Source organism: Cyclobacterium sp. L-R (genome assembly GCF_056859355.1).
This window is the reverse complement of sequence record NZ_JBSXOH010000033.1, coordinates 65921-83111: the sequence shown is the minus strand read 5'-3', so window position 1 is coordinate 83111 and position 17191 is coordinate 65921. Positions and strand designations below refer to the sequence as shown.

The window sequence follows — 17191 nt, the reverse complement described above, 5'->3', positions numbered from 1 at the left end:
AAAGTTTTGTAGAGATGAGATTAAAAGGTGACATTCAAGCCCATTGAATAAATGCGATCCGCTCTGTAGTCCTTACCGGTACTATTGGAATAGCCTCCGGACGGCAAAGTTGGATCCATTCCTACAGGCAAATGATCAAAAGTCAAAAGGTTTGAACCTGACAAGTAAACCCTTACTTTACTCAACCCAAACCTACCAATCACACTTTCACTTAGACTATAGCCCAACTGAACGTCTTGTAGACGTATGTAGGCAAAATTGCCTAGATAACGGGAATTGTAAGTCTGGTTTTTCACATTTGATAAATTGTCCTCATAAGGACGTGGGTAGAATGCATCTGTATTTATATTCGCATCTCCTTCATACAAACCTACATACTTGGTACCTGGGGTATCTCTAAAGTAATCCAAGTGATCCCATTTTGGTTGCGACCAATTGGCTCGCCTGAAACCATAATAAGCGTAGTCATTATAGTTCATTCCCTTATCTCTCTTGGCTGTACCTTTCCATAACATGGAGAAATCAAAGCCTTTATAATTGGCTCCCAGGTTAATACCAAATTGATAATGAGCACTGGAGTTTCCTAAAAGCATTAAATCCCCATGATCATCTATGGTATTCTGACCATTGTTTATTACACCATCACCATTGAGGTCATCGTACTTCACATCACCTGTATTCCAGATATTGTAAATAAAGGACTGATCAGCATGATTATCTATTTCTTGTTGGGACTGAAACAAGCCATTGGAAGACCAGCCCCAAATATCACCAACTTCCTGACCTACAAGCCAAGATCCAAGGTAACCGGTAGGATTATTATAACTTGTAACCACTGCTTTGGCATCATAAAGGTTAAAGCCTACAAAATAACTTAAGTCAGAGTTTACAAATTCTTTCCATCTCACAGACAATTCCCAACCTCTTGTTCTCAAGGATGAATTATTGGATCGGGGAACAGACGCTCCCAACACACCTGGCAAGGTCTCTGATGGGCCAATCATATCCGTAGTATTTCGCTCAAACCAGTCAAAATTAACGCCTAGCTTATTCCTGAAAAGCTCCATGTCTACGCCTATATTTGTAGTGGCAGCTTTTTCCCAAGTCAAAGAAGGGCTAACAAGTGAAGGTGTGAGGGTGTAACCAACCTGTCCTGTTTGATTGTAACCAGGTAACCAATTGAGTAGGTTTTTGGACAATTGAATCAAAGCCAGATCCTGATAAGCAGATACATTTTGATTACCAAGCTGACCCCAAGACCCTCTTAATTTCAAAGTACTGATAAAACCTGAGGACTCTAACCAGAAATCTTCGTTACTAACTACCCAGCCTGCAGAAAAGGAAGGGAAGAAACCCCATCTTTTGCCTTCCAAGAAGCGGGAAGTACCGTCATATCTTACATTGGATTCCAAGAGGTATTTCTCTTTATAATTATAGGTTAACCGACCAAAATAACCTTCCGTAGCCCATTGACTTAGTGCTTCAGTAATGGAAGGGTCGCCTGTTGCAGTATTCAGGGAGATTATATCAGGAACGATCAAGTTTCTCGCCTGTCCGTTCAAAGAGCGGTATTTTCCTGTTTCGTATTGCGCTCCAACCATGGCCATGAAATTATGCGATTCATTAAAGCTCCAATCGTAAGAAGTGTAGAGGTTTGAACTCCAGTAATAATTGCTGGAATGGTACTCATTCACTTGACTTGCTACCCAGGAGCTTGTTTGTTCGCCTGTAAGCCAATTCTGTTCGCCAAATTCTCTCCCGTCATGAAGACCATAGAAATCCGTAGATTGGTAGGCAAAATCCGCATTGATTTTCCACCCTTTTAAAGGTCTCAATTCCGTCCCAATGATTTGCCAGTTTTCGGTAGTTTCATCATTACTTGCCCCCGCTTCAAAAAAGCTTTTCACACTGCTCTGTACTTGATTTCCGAAACTATCGAACACTGCTTGTTTTGGAGCTGTATTGTAAATAATGTGTAAAAGGGCATTGTACGAATCAGAAGATTCAGGTCTTGCACCAGAAGGAAAATGACGGTTATTTTTCATTAACCTTGTTTCAAATCTCAAGTCCCACCAATCAGTAAGTGAGGTATTTATCTTGGCAGTTAAATTATAACGCTTGTTATAATCATCAGCCCATGTAAAGGAACTTGCTTGGTTTGTAAAACCTGCTGATAAATAATAAGAAGTCTTATCTGATCCGCCTTGTACGGAAAAATTATGAGATTGTCCCATATTAGGACCAGTAGCTAAGTCCCAAAAATCATTGTTCGCATGGCCATCTCCATTTCCACCGTGCCATCCACCTCCAGCTGCAGGAAAAGCAGACCAGTTGGTTACATTTTCTGCAGGAAAACCATCAGGGAACTGGGAACGGATATAATCGTAATCCCCGTCCTGATAAGCAATAATCCTGTCAATGGTAGATTCATTAAACTTTAATGAAGAGCCTTTATTTAATGCAGCTTCATTAAGCACACGAGCATAGGTGTAAGAGTCCAATGTTCCTGGTAATTTAGCAGGAGTAACTAAACTCATGCTACCAGAATAGTTAACTGTTAATTTTGAATCTTTCTTTCCGGACTTAGTCGTAATCATCACCACCCCGTATGGAGCCCTTGCTCCATAAATAGCAGATGCTGCTGCATCTTTTAAAACGGATATAGAGGCTATATCCTCTGGATTCAAGGAATTCATATCACCAGGAAAGCCATCTATCAGGATATAGGGTGCTCCGCCATTCAGCGATCCAATTCCACGAATATCTATTGAGGCCTTTGCACCTGGCTGGTATCCATTGGCATCAAAACCAAAATTCAACCCAGGTGTTGTTCCTACTAATAATTGAGAAACGTTTGCCGCATGTCGGTCTTCTAACATGTCACTGGAAATCACATCCACCGATCCAGTTAAATTAACCTTCTTCTGCGTTCCGTATCCAACAACAACCATTTCATCTAAGGAAGCCATTCCTTCGGTTAAGATTACATCTATAACGCTTCTAGAACCTACTGAAATCTCCTGGGTATCAAAGCCTATAAAGGAAAAAACTAGAATGGCACCTTCAGGAGCCACAATGGAATAATCACCATTCATATCTGTGGCAGTACCTTTTGTTGTCCCCTGCACATAAACTGTTGCTCCGGGAATAGGATCTCCATTAGCATCCGTAACCTTTCCTTTAACAGTTACCTCCACAGCAATTTCTTTAACTTTAGCATTCTTTTTAGCAACTTTCACACTGATCCGATTGTCCACCTGCTTAAAGGAGAGCGTATGGCTGGCGGCAAGGGACAAAAGCACCTCTTCCAGACTTGAATGTTCTACATGAAGATTGACCGGTAGTGAATTATCAACCAAGTCATGGTCGTAAATAAAGAAAAAGTCTGTCTGGCTCTTTATCTTATTGAAAGACTCGGCCAGCGATGCCTCTTTGAGATCCAGACTCAAATACACCTCACTGATATCCAGTGAACTTTGCCCCTTAGTAGGGGATGCATACATAAGGTTTAAACATAACAGCTGTAAAAAAAAGCCGTATAGGTAATATTTCCCCACCATACTAAGTATATGTAGTGATCTTTTCATAAATTTGAAAGTTTTGTTGTTAGTGATGACATAAAACTACAGTAGAGAGGAAGCCTGAGAACTTTCCTTCTACCTGGAACTGGCCAATGAACTGCTATTCATTGGCCTTTTTTATTTTCTTTTCATAGGCTATTCAGTGGCTTTAAATTGAATGAATACTACTTTATTTTCAATAGAATACTTAAAATTATAGGCATAGCCCAGACTCTCAAGTACATCTTTTAAATAGGTGTTTTTTTTAAATTCACCAGAGATTTTTAGCGTATATGCCGGAGGGTTTTGCACATTGATATCAACTGCATACCATCGTTCCAGAGATTCCACAACCTCCTGAAAAGGTACTTTTTCAAATCCCAACACTCCCTCTTTCCAATAAAAGGCTTTGTTTAAGTCAAATTTGCTTTTGACCAATTGGCTATCCTTTCCTATCACCACCTCTTCACCAGGGACAAGATCAACTGATTGATCTTTGGCCGATACATTTAAAACCCTGACTTTCCCTGTGGCTAACTGCACCTGTACCCAATTCTCTTTATAGGAATTAATATTAAAAGAAGTCCCTAAAGCAGTGGTAATCAAATCACCGCTATGCACGCGAAAAGGAAGTAAACTGTCTGAAGCTACCTCAAAAAAAGCTTCTCCGGATAAGTAGATTTCACGATGGCTCTGTCCAAATTCACGCCTGTACCGCAATTCACTTTCTGCATTCAACACTACATTACTTCCATCAGCAAGTTGTAAAGTCGACTTTTGTCCTTTGGGGTTAGCTTTGATGATCCATTCCTCCTCATTAAGATTCATCGCAACCTGATCCGTATTTTCCCTAGGTAAAAAGGCGTAGAACATTGCAGCGCCAAACATTATCAAAAAGGCCACAACTAAAACTCCTCTTACACGAGATTCCAGCTTAGTATTATAGGATTTGTATTCGTAACGATCGGGCTTATTCTTTAACCTCTCTGTTGATTTTATTTTAGATTGAATAGCTGAAAATGTTCTTTTCTTACCTTTTTCAGTCCATTTTTTTGAAGAGCTCTCTAATTCAAGTAAAATGGTTTTGGCTTGCCCCAATAGTTCGGCTTTTGAAGGATGCAAATTCAACCACTCGAGCCAATATTTATCTTGCTCGGCATCACCTCTAAGCACCCATTGCTTAAAGGAATCATCTTCTAAAAAGTCTTGTATGTTTTCGTAAGATTTCATTTATCGACCATCTATATCTTAAAGAGGAGGATTAATGATAAATCTCACTATGTTTGGGAAAATATTTTATAAAAAAATTTTTAATCTTTAGAATTCGAGCAAAAAAAATCAAGAATCTATATTAATTATTCCAAATAAAAAGAGCGCTTTTGCCGTAAAATCAGATGAAACTAAAAACTGCTTCATTGATTTAAGTCCTTTCAATACCAAGTTGTAAAGTGATGGGACTTTTATCCCCATTAATTCAGAAATCTCATCATAAGACATGTCCTCCTGGTATTTGAGGTATATGGCCTCTTTTTGCCTGTTGGACAAATTATCTAATGCCGAAGAGATTTTCCTACTGGATTCTTGGGTGATTTGATTTTCAATTAATATTTCCTGAAATGAATCCTGCCACGCAGCACTTGTATGATGATCTTCTAGGACTTGTTGTTTTTGATTTTCTTTTAGTCTTCTTATTATCTCTCTGCGAAAAGCTGAAAACAAATAAAACCGAATAGAGGAATGGATGGATAGTGTGGATTTACTTTCCCAAAGATGTACAAATACATCCTGAATCACGTCTTCTATAAGGTCACAATCCTTTGTAAATTTCTGACCGTATTTAAAAATATCATCCGAAGTAGTTGTGAAAACATAAGCAAAAGCCTCCTGATCGGTTGATTTTATCAAACCCCACAATTCATAAGAACTTAATTGTTCGTACCTCATATTTATTTGCACTTTAGGGTTTATAACATCTAAAAATGTGTATAAAAATTTTAAGTTCCAAATATTAAAACACTTTAGGTTCTTATAATAATGATCCCACCGAATAAATAACTGATTTTTTCCTGTTTCAAATTAAAGAATTATGTCATTGAGAATAGCCAATTTAAATGGCTGGTATTTGGGGTTTAATAGGAATTTGAAAAATGGGTGAAAAAGGAATTAGTGTATTGATATAGAAAAGCCAAAGGATTTCTTAATCATTTCCGGGAAATCCTTTGGCTCAAATTGAGGTTGTAATTTGTACTTTAGACTTGCTATAAATTATCGGGGTTTAAGAGGACAATGTGGCTACTCTGCCAAACAATTGTAGGTTTTATCTGGATCCATCAAATGCCCCCATCCGTAAATCTCTTCATTTTCAATTCCCCTGACCGGTTTTAAATAACCACTTTCTACTAGCGCAGCAACATGAAAATACACCGCATCTAAATCAGAAGGCTCATTTCCCGGAAAATGACTGAAACCTCCATCCTCTTTTTGACAGGTTAATATCCAGTCGTTGGCTTTGCGATAAGCCTGCTTTATTTCCTTTTTTCGATTTGCAAACCCTCCAACTTGTTTAAGCACAAATAAGGCATCAAAAACAGCATGAACATCCCAATCTGGCTGATGGAGCGACCAAGAACCATCTTCTTTTTGGTCTTTAAGCACCCGATTCACCATTTCTTTGGCCAATGGGGTTTCCTCACCGATTAATCGATAATAATGTGCCGCATGAAAAGTAGAGGCCACATGGTCTCCAATATATCCATCAGCTGTTTGGTTATCCTTTAGATATCCTCTCATTTTCTCATCAATATTGGATGGCATTTTAGTCCTCCAAGCACTATAGAATAGGGCGAAAAAACTGGTTGTATAAAGTGGTAAGTCCTGAAACCTGTTTCCTTCAAAAAAATAGTTTATTACAGGGGTTGGATCATATTTCGGCTCTCTTCCCAGTATTTTTAAGGCCGCCACACTTTGAACGGTATTGTATAATTTAGCAAGCGGCGTTTCCATGTCTCCTTCTCCCGTAGGCGCATAAAATGCACCGTCCTCCTTCTGACAGGAAAGAAAGAAATCTATAGTTGCTTGTTCATAAGGCAATTCCCAGCCAAATGTTTTATGAATGATCACCGCATAGGCAGGGGCTGCAATGCCAGAAAATTTTGTATCTGAATTTCCTGCGTAATCCTTGGCTATTCCAGGCCTGAAAGTTCCATCCTTATTGGCTACCTTTTGAAAAAATGTACGAACCCCTTCAAGTACCTTTTTTTGATTGTCTATCATCAAAAAATCAAAATCGCCCATAGCTACTCCTCCAGTTACTACAGGTATTAGTTTCAATACTTTTCTTCGGCTAAAATCCATATTTTGTATTTTATGTTTTCAAAAATTTTGATTTAGAATCATTGTAAATCACAAAGGATTTATCATTCTAATCCCATTTGGATTGAATTCGAAATATGCAATCTTTCGGTCAAATTTGAATACTATTATAGTATATTTTAATTTAAACTGGAAAATACCACCTTCTACTTCACTTCATAGGTGATAATTTGTCAGCGTTCACTAAACCAAGGTCCACACTCGTCGCTTCGATATTACGGTCCTTTAGGGCTGGTGAAACAGGAGAAATAAACCTCATTTTCACCTGATCACAGCAAGTAATCAATGAGCTAGAAAGAATTAGAGAATGAATTGTCGGTGGCCTATTTTGGGTGGAAGCACAAATCACTTTCTCTAAGATTCAATCATAAACCCAAAACATGCAATAGACAATCTATTACGTGCTGAAATCGCTTCAAAACACCCAATCGTTGCTGTTTTCAATTTCACCATAGCGGCGCTATGCTAAAATATCCAAACAGCCTGATTTTCTTGCGATTGCAACACTTCCCGTAAACACGGGACAGGCATCACCCCTGACCTTGTCAGGGCGGAGAAATCCTGTTACATAATCCGGGTTAAACATAAAAAAGGTGCCATCTCCCAACAAAGATGACACCTAAGCACTCAACCCCAACCAATTAGTTAATCTATGCTAAGAAAAGTGATGCAATTCCCAATACTTGGTCTTTGTTCAATGGCTCATCCCATCCTTCAGTGACAGCAGCAGAATCAATACCTGTCAGTTGAGTAACATCCACACCTCCATGCATTACATTTTCTTCACCGGCATATATGGCCTGGGTGGCTGCAGGTAAAGTACCATTTGACCCTTCTGTAATCCAGCCTTTAATACTGTCATGCCCTTTTTTGGTTCGGAGCCTCCTCACCATTGAAGCGTGCCTGGCTTCTACCGAATGGATAGAAAGTGCGGCAGTTAATACCACGTCATTTTCCATTACATTTCCTGCCTGACCTTTATAAGCCCTTACTCCGGTATCCTCAAATGCTTGAGACAAGGCCAAAAAAGTAGGATAATCCGTAAATGGTGAGAAATTTCCGCCTGCAGTAAAATCAAAGGCTGGTTCTGTCACTGGGGTTCCACCCAAAACATTCCCAACTACTTCAGTCAAAAAGTTAACGTGAGCCAACTCATGGTCTCTAATTTTTTCGAAAATAGCCATATCAGCTCCTTCGATAACACCTGCATCTAAGCCCATCTGGTAATACCTGTATTCAAGATGTTCCAAAGTCAGCGCATAATTCAATACGCCTATCAAGCTGTCTGTATCTGCCTTGGCAACTTTTGGTAAGGCGGACAAAATTCCCAAAGGAACCGCGGCCATTGCCATTTTTTTACTTAGGTCACCAAATTTGTGAAAAGCATCTCTTCTAGAAAAAAACAATTCTTTTTCATCCGAATTTTTAGTATCCGGACACATTTTATCTAATAAATTTAATAAGTTCATGTCTATCTTAGTTTAGGTTAAATATTAGCTTGGCAATTGGCTGAAGTCAATTGGAGTAGTCACATAAGTACTCGCTGCAGAAAGAACTTCTGAGAAGCTGAGTGTGCGTTCAAGACCGTTGGCATCGATCAAATCGTCACCAGCAAAATCTGCGGAACCTGGATTCAATAGATCTCTGATTGCTGCAGCATGTCTTGCTTCTACTGAAACAATCTTACCGGCTATCAATAAATAGCCTGCGTCCTGAATAAACTTCCCTGCGCCATTATAGGCAGCTACCCCTAAATCCTCGAATGTTTTAGCGGCTCCTAAAACTGACATTCTGTCGTTAAAATCAATTGCACTGAAGTCTACTTCTAAATCTGCAATTGCAGCATTACCTAAAGCAGCTTTAAAAAATTCCTTATGAGCCCTTTCATGTTTTTCAAGGTCTCCCATGATTTGCTTTTCTTCCGCGTTTGCATTGGCGAAATATCCCCCTTGAATTACTGTTGCGTAAAATGCCGCTTCAAGTTGTTCTAGTGCATAGGCATAGTTCAATATCCCAATATCACCGGACCCCAACATTACCCCATCTTTCATTGGCGGCATGTAATCATCATCGTCATTACATCCGACCATAAGCAATCCTGCTGCAGCAATGGATAAGCTACCTTTTTGAAGGAACTTTCTACGGTTGGCGTCCTTCACCAGTCCCTGAGGTTTAATCAAATCATTTTTCATTTTCTTAAAGTTTAGGTAAATTACTTGGTTTCGTTTTCCTCATAAATGGTCAATCGACTCGATGATTGATTTTTATGACTTATTTGAGAAGAGTTACGAACCAAATGATCCATTTGGATCTAGGGGGAGCTAAACTTTTTTTATAAAAAATGATTGAAAAGGAACATTTAACTAAAAACCCCTCCTAAATCACGCTTAACAGGGGTTTTTATTAGGTGGCAAATCAATAAAAAAAAATCCTTGAAAGCCAAAAAGGAAGGATAAATCACCTGTCTATCGCTTAAACGATCTTCTACTAATAAGCGCAACTATATGCCTTAAACGTGTAAAATGTTATTCAATAACCATGGTAAAGGTACAGTGCACCATAGGTCCAATTAGGCCCAGCCATACCTGGATAATTAATTCTATCCATCATCAAAGCCACATAACGGAATGGGTACCCTTCAGGCAACTGCACTACATTGGGCCATACCCTTGTCCCTGAAAGCTTATCCCAAGGCGGTAAATCCATTTTCAATGTCCCAACCTCTTTCAAATCTGGATAGCTATAAATGAAAATTTCTCTCTCTGAACTTCCAGAAAAACAATACAAGCGATCACCTATTTTCTGAATGGATGTTCCCGTGGAGTTGTGCGCAACAGGTCCGGCAATCTTTACATAGCCTTTGTTCCAATGGTCAGACTCCATTACAATTGCCTTGTAGCCACCTTCATTGACACAGGTCAAGATTCTCCATTTGCCTACCTCACTGTCATAAAGAATATGCGGATCCTCCACATCGCCTACTACCCCAAAAGGGGATGCCTCCATTACTGAAAAACCAAACCTTGGATCCCTTTCACTTTTAACAGCCAAGAGCTGCTTATCTTCTTTATCTATATTGGCATAAGCACTAAAACCCGTGGTGGTACCTTTCCAAACCTTATCATTTCGGTCAAAAAAGATATGCGATGCCACTTCATTTCTTAAAAGTCCATCCTTGCGATCAAAAAGGATGACCCCTTCTAATTTAATATCGAATACAGAAGGATTCATACTGAACACACCCTGAACATGATGTGGTAAAGCCCTACCTCTAATAGACATGGTGTACCACAAGCGCCCCTGATCCAAGAGCGGTGAACCATCCTCATAAGTGATCGCACGAATATCGGCTAAACCTACGCCTGCAGTAAGCCCCATAAGTACCCTATCTATTTTTACTTCCCCTGAGTCAAGCCCTACATAAAGGTGTGATTGAAAAGAATGCAAGTATTCCTTTTTCCGCAAATCTATTAAAGTGTTAAAATCAGACTGCCCTATGACCTGTGGCAATTCCTCATCTTTCAAATACAGCACCAAGCCACTTCCAAGCATTTGCAGATAAAGTGTTCCTTTTAAGACAGTGTTTTCGGAAAGATTAACGGCGATTGACTGCTCAGTGGTAATGCCCTCCTTGTCGGTATAGTGCAGCCTGGCATCCTTGATTTTTTGCTCATTGAACTGCAACTTAATGGTTAACTTCTCTTTTGTATTGGAACCGGAAAATGAAAAACCAAGTGCTCCTTTACCAATACTTGAGTCCAAATGAATGGCATAGGTCGCTACTGGATTGAAGCCACCGAACCATATGTCTGTTTCCGTTTTTACTTGGGATTGAACCGTCAGTTGGTTGGCTTTTATGGCGACCTTTGAACTATCCCGAAGATGGTGAGTACTCGGATGCATGACAGAAAGCCCTATGATTTTTTCAGGCCATATGCCTGCTAGCGGAATGGTTTGTTCATCATCAAAAATCAACCTCTTGGAAGCTTGACGGGTAAATTTTATTTGATCAGGGCTGGTTTGTGCTAAGGCAGGAGAACCAAATAGGGTCATCCCTATCAAAAGAAAACATACGAATTCAGACAATCTCATGGACTACAATTAAAAGGGTTATTGTTTTGATAAAAATTAAGCTTCACATTTGACCTTAAACCTCAATACCGTTTTTAATTTTTCTGCCGGCACTTTTCTGAAATCGGTGAGGTAAATTTCCCTATGGGTTTTTGAAAGCCTTTCCAATCCAGCTTCTTTTGCATATGCTTCCATTTTCGAAAAAGATTCCGCCTCATTGTCATAACTACCTACATGCAACATCTGTAAGCAAGGACCTTCCTCTTTGATTTCAAACCTGGCATTTTCTAGCAAGGGCTGGGGCTTTTTCTTTTTTGTCACCGACAACATCTCTTCAAAAAATGCCTTGTTCACAAAATTGGGTTGACGAATCATGATGGTAAAAATCAAATCATCTTTATTGATGGTTCCATCAAATTTGGCCTTGGCCGCAGCATTAATGTCCCAATCCCCTTCAAGTGGATAAACGGTATAATCCTGATATCCTTCCGGTGGATCACTGATCTTTTTAAGTGTCATTTTTACAGCATAAGACAATGAATAGAGAACCGAAATACAATCAGCAAACTGGCTGCTATTTGGATTCCCCTCTCCAGAAATGCTGATAAACTTAAATGCAGGGACATTTACTTTTGTAGGCTTGGCTTTGGGTAAATAAAGCTCTTTTTCGGATTTCCTCCATTCATATTTCATGGTGCATTTGGGTTGATTTTGGAAGCAACAGCTTGATTCTGCAAGCCATTGTTGTTTGCGCCTTAATTTTTTTCCCAATTTACCCATTCCCCTTTAAAAAGTAAAAATATTTATTTCCAATAAAAGGTAAAACGCAATGCTTAATTCAAAGTAGCAGTTACCAAAGGTCAGAACAAACCTTACTCAATACTTAAGCAAAAGAAAAGAAGCCATAATAGCATTGCGCTTTTATGGCTTTCTTTCACAATAACGATTAATTATTAAATGTATCCCTTGGTAAAGGTTTTCCTTAATCCAAAACAGTTACTAAATCCTCTTTGCTTTTTCTTACTTTCTTAAGGTTTACCAACCAATCTTTTTCGCTGTCTCTGTATCCTAAAGGAAGGACAACACAACTTCTAAGTCCTTTTTCTTTTAATCCCAAGATCTCATCAAGTGCATTGGGATCAAATCCTTCCATTGGAGTACTGTCAACCCCTTCAAATGCAGCAGCGGTAATCGCCTGTGAAAAGGCAATATAGGCCTGCTTGGCAGCGTGGTTAAAATTCTCTTCAGCGGACCTATTTGGATAGGTAGTGAGCAACTGTTTTCTGTAGTTTTCCCAGCCTTCATTGGTAAAGCCCCTTTGCTCATTGGTAAGGTCAAACATTTTATTGATCCGCTCCTCGGTATAAGTATCCCAAGCTGCAAAAACCAATAAATGAGAACAATCGGTAATTACTGACTGATTCCATGCAATAGGCTTAATTTTTTCTTTGATTTCCTGATTGGTGATTACAATCACCTCAAAAGGTTGCAAACCACTAGAGGTCGGCGCTAGTGAAATTGCTTCTATAATATTGTCCACCTTCTCTTGTGCTATCTTTTCACCATTCATGGCTTTAGCAGCATATCTCCAATTCAATTTGTCAATTAATTCCATTTTACTAATTCTATTTATTTTCGTTTTGATTGTTATTTTTTGATAAGATTTTCATCCAAGTATTTAACATTTTCCTCAGTCCGGCGATTTCATCTATCTCTATCCCTTCAGTGGATAAACTTTCTAACATTTTCCCCGGAATAGGTAAAGCCTGAACCTTCAATTTCTCTCCCTTCTCTGTTAAAGATACAATTACACTCCTTTCATCAGTTGTTGAACGAAGGCGTTTGATCAGTCCCATTGCTTCGATCCTTTTAAGTAATGGAGAAAGGGTATTATTATCCAATAATAATTTCTCTTTGATCTGATTTACACTTATTCCATCAGCCTCCCACAACACCATCAACACCAGGTATTGAGGGTAAGTCAAACCCAATTGGCTCAAAAAAGGCTTGTAAGCCTTCGTTATTAGCCGGGAAACGGAATAAAACGGAAAACAGATTTGATTCTTTAACTCTAGTTGAGAAGCATCCATCAGTTTTTATTTTTTTTTGCTCGATAATCAGCCCATGATCCTGCAGACCATAGGGCCCATACAATAAGTACTGGCTGGAAGAAAAGACGAATCAATCGTGCCTTATCAGAATCCAAGGCCCCGAAAGCATCTTTACCATCAAGGTATTGTGCTACATTCCCTGGGAAAACCAAGAGAAAAAACACCGCAAGTGCCCAACCAAAATTCACCCGCTGGCTTTTCCAAAATGCCAATCCAAGCCCAAGTGCGATTTCTACATATCCTGATAACACCACAATCAAATCTTTTTCAAAAGGCAACCAATCCGGTACCTGCGCCTGAAAATCAATTCTATTGAAGGTTAAATGACTAATTCCGGCATAAATCATAAATGCAGCCAGAATTAACCTGAAAATATTTTGTACTAAAGAGGTCTGATTATTCATTTTTTGTTTTTAAATCTTACACGTTTATATCGTAAACGACATATTAGTTTTGAAAGTTTCCTATCCCGTGATTTTTTTTTATAAAATTTCAAAAGTTAAACGTATAATGGGTAATTATTTATCGGTCAATTCTGCCTCAAGCGTTTTAAAATCGGTCAGCAATTGCTGAATGGCTGTTTTATTCAGACCATTGTATATACCTCTAATGTGCCGATCTCCATCTATAAGTAAAATATTTTCGGTATGTAAAAAATCATCTGGGCCTTTGGCTATTCCCATGTCTTCTTCAACAAAAAATTGGTTTCTTCCAAGATCATAAATTTGTTCTCTGTCACCTGTGAGCAAAAACCAGCTTTTATTCACTATCTCATTTTTTTCTGCGTAAACTTTTAGCTCTTCAATTCCGTCCATTTCAGGCGTGACAGAATACGAAAGAAACAAGGCTTTGTCTTTTTCCTGCAACTCATCTTGAATCATGTACATATTGGCCATCATCTTTGGACATATGCCCGGGCAGGTGGTGAAGAAAAAATTAACAATGCTTATCTTACTATCCAAATCCTTAGCTGTAACCTCACTCCCATATTGGTTAAACAAGTTAAATTCAGGGATTTGGTGAAAATCAACAGGAACATCCTCTTTGGTAGAAAACCAACGAGGAGTAAATGTAGCTTCTTCATAATAAGGCAAAGTTATCTCCTCCTCATCAATGGTTGTTGTTTCTGGTCCACCATTATTACAGGCAGCCGCAAAAAACACGATAAATGCAATTGTCAATTTATTCATCTATCACAATATTTTCTCCTTCTAACTCATAACACAAACTTGCTCTCTTTAAACCATAGAGACGACCATCCTTTGCTTCATAATTTACAAATAGTTTTCCGTTTTCCCTCCATGCCTGCTGCAAGCCTTCTTCCTTACCCTCAACGATATGGAGCACCTTAAAAAGCTGACCACTGCTGTACCATTGCTTTTGAACTCCATGGACCAGACCATGTTGAAAATTCGCTTCAGATCTTAGCTTACCATTGGACCACCAAGATTTTACTATTCCATTACGTCTATTTCTTTCATAGTTGGCCTCAAAGCTCAATAGGCCATTTTCGAACCATCGCTGCAGCACACCATCTCTTTTACCATTCAAATAGGTGATTTTTTCTGACACGAGCCCATTTGGATAAGTGGCTATTCCTGTCCCGGTAAATGGTTCGTCCTTATAAAAAACAATCCCTTGATTGGGATTGAGTATAAGGTTCTCATCCGAAACCGTCCTCTTCTCCAATTCGGCTGGTGTTAAAACACCATCATCAGACGTTCCATTTGGCGTATTAAACCCAAAAACAAGTAATGAGAACCAGTATATCTGTTTAATTAATAGCATTTGAACTGCCTTGGTAATTTCCTGGAAAAAGGATGTAATACTTATTTAAATACAACTCATTTTGAATATGATAGTGGTATTGCTGCTCCTGATTGTACTTGGTAATAGAGGTATGTCCACCTGATACATCAAGGTCATTGGGATAGTCTCCTGTGCTCGCACATTTCCTACCATACAAAAAGAACCCATCTGAAATGATCCCGATCAAGTTATCGTCATCATCAGAAAAAGCAAGCGGCTCCAGGTGATAGTGGTAACTTTGAGGACCTGTATGCGCACCATTGTAATCCAAAGAAGGAGCGGCATCATCCAATGGGATATTTGGTCCTTCCTCATCATTATAAATCATGGATCCACTAACGGCGATACCGATTGGCCCTAAACCTGTGGAAGAAGAAGATGAAGCTTTGGTTGGAATTGCTGGAACAACAAGGGTATAAGCACCATTAAAATCATCAATATTACCAGGGGCCATTTGTCCAAAACTGGTATAGGTAGGATTTACGAATAGTGGATGGTTTGCAGATGCCGCCTCTGTTACCAATAAATTCCCCCTTGGGTCTGTCGCTTCTCTTTTTGTAGTATTTGACCAATAGGGGGAAGTGTGATTTGGGAGACCATTCGACTCTATAATAACCTCATCTCCATCCAGCATTATGGTTGTATTGGCCTCATCAAAGGCCTCAAATGCAGCTGGTAACTCGGTAAGCTTATTCTCTGGGATAAGCTCCTGATTATCGCATGAACAAGACATTACAAGAATACTTAGAACGGCGATCTTACTGAAAACATATTTGTTCATGACTATAGTTTAATATATTTCTATAGACGTGAGAATGTAATCAATCCCTCGGTAGGCGGGGCATATTTCTTCTTTCTCCTAGCAAAATTTGCTGCACTTCACTGATAATCCCATTAAATGCCTCTTTTTGTTCATCCTTACAAAGGCTTTTAAGCTCTTCAAAATGAGCAAAAGTCATGTTGATTTTTTCAGCTTCTTTAAGGGCTATTTCATTTAACTTTTCCGCCTTGGCCTCTTCATCAACAACTGGCATTTTCAAATACTCAAAGTATTCTTTTACCAACCTCTTTTGTTGTCGCTCTATCATAGCCATTCCCTTCTGATGGTTTTCAGCTGAAGTAAAAAAGCTTTCCTTTTGTGATTCTGAAAGATTAAGTTCATTACTAATCTTAAACATTAAATCAGCTTTTGCTTGTGGACCAGGCATAGGCGGCCTAGGATGGTTTAACATCACAAAGGCAAGTACACCATTGATTATCAACAGGCAAAAAAACCCAATTTTAAATATGTTATTTTTCATCATTCATAAATATTATAATCTGTAATCAGGCCAGTGTAGGTTGACTCTACTTGTTCGGCAGTTTCCTGATAAGCAAAATAATTGGTAAGCACAAAAACATTTGCACAAACAAGTAGAAGCATCACAGCAGCCACAGCCATCCACTGGCTTGGATTCTTGGCCGATTTATTTCTTCTTTGATCAGCCAATTTTTTCTTGATAGCTAACAAGCTATCCTTAGGTGGCTGGGCGTCTTCCATCCCCTCCAGGCTATTCATGATTTTGTTTTTCCAGGCTTCCATATATTCTTAGACGTATTGTATCATTTTTTCCCTCGCTCAGGATAAAATTTTTCTAGTTTAATTCTCATTGTTGCCTTTGCTCTCTGCAAAAGTGACTCCACAGACTTCCTACTGACCTTCATAATGTCTGCTACTTCTTGCTGGGGCAGGCCATCAATCTGGGTAAGGATAAAAACCGTCTTTTGATTTTCTGTCAATTCATCCATAACACGAAACAAGAGTTTCGCATCTTCAGAATTTTCCATTTTCACTCCAGGATGAACAAAATCTACAGGTTCAATTATAATTTCACCCGACTCCTTACTAAATAAAGAGGAGAAAATACCTTTTCGTTTTAAACTGTTCTTTTTACGTAGAAAATCGAGACACTTATTAATGGTAATTCGATAAATCCAAGTGCTGACAGAGGCGTCATTCTTGAATTTTGAAGCAGATTCAAATAAAGTAATAAAAACATCTTGAAGTACTTCTTCAGCATCCTGCTCATTTTTTGTATAACTGAGTGCCGTTGAATAAACCTTGGCCGAATATTTATTATAAAAATAGTCAAGTGGCTTTTCATTGCCATTTGCCATTTCTATAAGAAATTGGGCTTCATCATTTATCTGTCTCACATTTGTCATACGGGCTTAATCTATACTTTAATTTTTATAAGTATATTTTTTATAAAAAGGCTAAAAAAACTC

At 38.8% G+C, this 17191-nt stretch carries 17 protein-coding genes; all 17 read right to left on the bottom strand.

Features of this window, described 5'->3' with window-relative positions; all coding sequences use genetic code 11:
* Window positions 1-20: 20 nt before the first annotated feature.
* The 17 genes from AC13EX_RS02885 to AC13EX_RS02805 all read right to left on the bottom strand — a co-directional run bounded on the left by AC13EX_RS02885 (window position 21) and on the right by AC13EX_RS02805 (window position 17128).
* The gene (locus AC13EX_RS02885) at window positions 21-3587 is read right to left on the bottom strand and encodes a TonB-dependent receptor (protein ID WP_482891469.1); all 3567 of its coding nucleotides are present in this window, start codon (window positions 3585-3587) and stop codon (window positions 21-23) included.
* A 129-nt stretch (window positions 3588-3716) separates the two neighbouring features.
* Complete coding sequence (locus AC13EX_RS02880; RefSeq protein ID WP_482891468.1) at window positions 3717-4790, bottom strand: FecR family protein; 1074 nt, start codon at window positions 4788-4790, stop codon at window positions 3717-3719.
* A gap of 108 nt (window positions 4791-4898) precedes the next feature.
* Window positions 4899-5504, bottom strand: a complete 606-nt coding sequence (locus AC13EX_RS02875; protein ID WP_482891467.1) for an RNA polymerase sigma factor — start codon at window positions 5502-5504, stop codon at window positions 4899-4901.
* Window positions 5505-5852: 348 nt separating this feature from the next.
* On the bottom strand, window positions 5853-6914 hold the full coding sequence (locus AC13EX_RS02870) for a prenyltransferase/squalene oxidase repeat-containing protein (RefSeq protein ID WP_482891466.1): 1062 nt from the start codon (window positions 6912-6914) through the stop codon (window positions 5853-5855).
* 668 nt (window positions 6915-7582) lie between these two features.
* Window positions 7583-8401, bottom strand: coding sequence for a ferritin-like domain-containing protein (locus tag AC13EX_RS02865; protein ID WP_048641029.1), 819 nt, complete (start codon window positions 8399-8401; stop codon window positions 7583-7585).
* A 24-nt stretch (window positions 8402-8425) separates the two neighbouring features.
* Window positions 8426-9124 (bottom strand): ferritin-like domain-containing protein, encoded by a 699-nt coding sequence (locus tag AC13EX_RS02860; protein ID WP_482891465.1) that lies wholly within the window; start codon window positions 9122-9124, stop codon window positions 8426-8428.
* A gap of 337 nt (window positions 9125-9461) precedes the next feature.
* Window positions 9462-11024, bottom strand: a complete 1563-nt coding sequence (locus tag AC13EX_RS02855; protein WP_482891464.1) for a hypothetical protein — start codon at window positions 11022-11024, stop codon at window positions 9462-9464.
* 36 nt (window positions 11025-11060) lie between these two features.
* The gene (locus AC13EX_RS02850) at window positions 11061-11696 is read right to left on the bottom strand and encodes a GyrI-like domain-containing protein (protein ID WP_482891463.1); all 636 of its coding nucleotides are present in this window, start codon (window positions 11694-11696) and stop codon (window positions 11061-11063) included.
* A 289-nt stretch (window positions 11697-11985) separates the two neighbouring features.
* Window positions 11986-12618, bottom strand: a complete 633-nt coding sequence (locus tag AC13EX_RS02845; protein WP_048641032.1) for an NAD(P)H-dependent oxidoreductase — start codon at window positions 12616-12618, stop codon at window positions 11986-11988.
* 10 nt (window positions 12619-12628) lie between these two features.
* Window positions 12629-13093: a MarR family winged helix-turn-helix transcriptional regulator gene (locus AC13EX_RS02840; RefSeq protein ID WP_048641033.1), complete on the bottom strand. Its 465-nt coding sequence runs from the start codon at window positions 13091-13093 to the stop codon at window positions 12629-12631.
* A complete protein-coding gene (locus AC13EX_RS02835; RefSeq protein ID WP_482891462.1) occupies window positions 13093-13518 on the bottom strand; it encodes a DoxX family protein in 426 nt (141 codons plus the stop codon). The genes AC13EX_RS02840 and AC13EX_RS02835 overlap by 1 nt, the downstream gene beginning before the upstream one ends.
* Before the next feature lie 114 nt (window positions 13519-13632).
* Complete coding sequence (locus AC13EX_RS02830) at window positions 13633-14304, bottom strand: SCO family protein (protein ID WP_482891461.1); 672 nt, start codon at window positions 14302-14304, stop codon at window positions 13633-13635.
* Window positions 14297-14902, bottom strand: coding sequence for a toxin-antitoxin system YwqK family antitoxin (locus tag AC13EX_RS02825; RefSeq protein WP_482891460.1), 606 nt, complete (start codon window positions 14900-14902; stop codon window positions 14297-14299). Before AC13EX_RS02825 ends, AC13EX_RS02830 begins: the two co-directional genes overlap by 8 nt.
* On the bottom strand, window positions 14889-15704 hold the full coding sequence (locus tag AC13EX_RS02820; protein ID WP_339714991.1) for a YHYH protein: 816 nt from the start codon (window positions 15702-15704) through the stop codon (window positions 14889-14891). The genes AC13EX_RS02825 and AC13EX_RS02820 overlap by 14 nt, the downstream gene beginning before the upstream one ends.
* A gap of 40 nt (window positions 15705-15744) precedes the next feature.
* A complete protein-coding gene (locus AC13EX_RS02815; protein WP_048641037.1) occupies window positions 15745-16227 on the bottom strand; it encodes a Spy/CpxP family protein refolding chaperone in 483 nt (160 codons plus the stop codon).
* Complete coding sequence (locus AC13EX_RS02810; RefSeq protein ID WP_482891459.1) at window positions 16224-16505, bottom strand: hypothetical protein; 282 nt, start codon at window positions 16503-16505, stop codon at window positions 16224-16226. Before AC13EX_RS02810 ends, AC13EX_RS02815 begins: the two co-directional genes overlap by 4 nt.
* 20 nt (window positions 16506-16525) lie before the next feature.
* Entirely contained in the window at window positions 16526-17128 is a 603-nt protein-coding gene (locus tag AC13EX_RS02805; RefSeq protein ID WP_482891458.1) for an RNA polymerase sigma factor, read from the bottom strand.
* Between the last annotated feature and the right edge of the window lie 63 nt (window positions 17129-17191).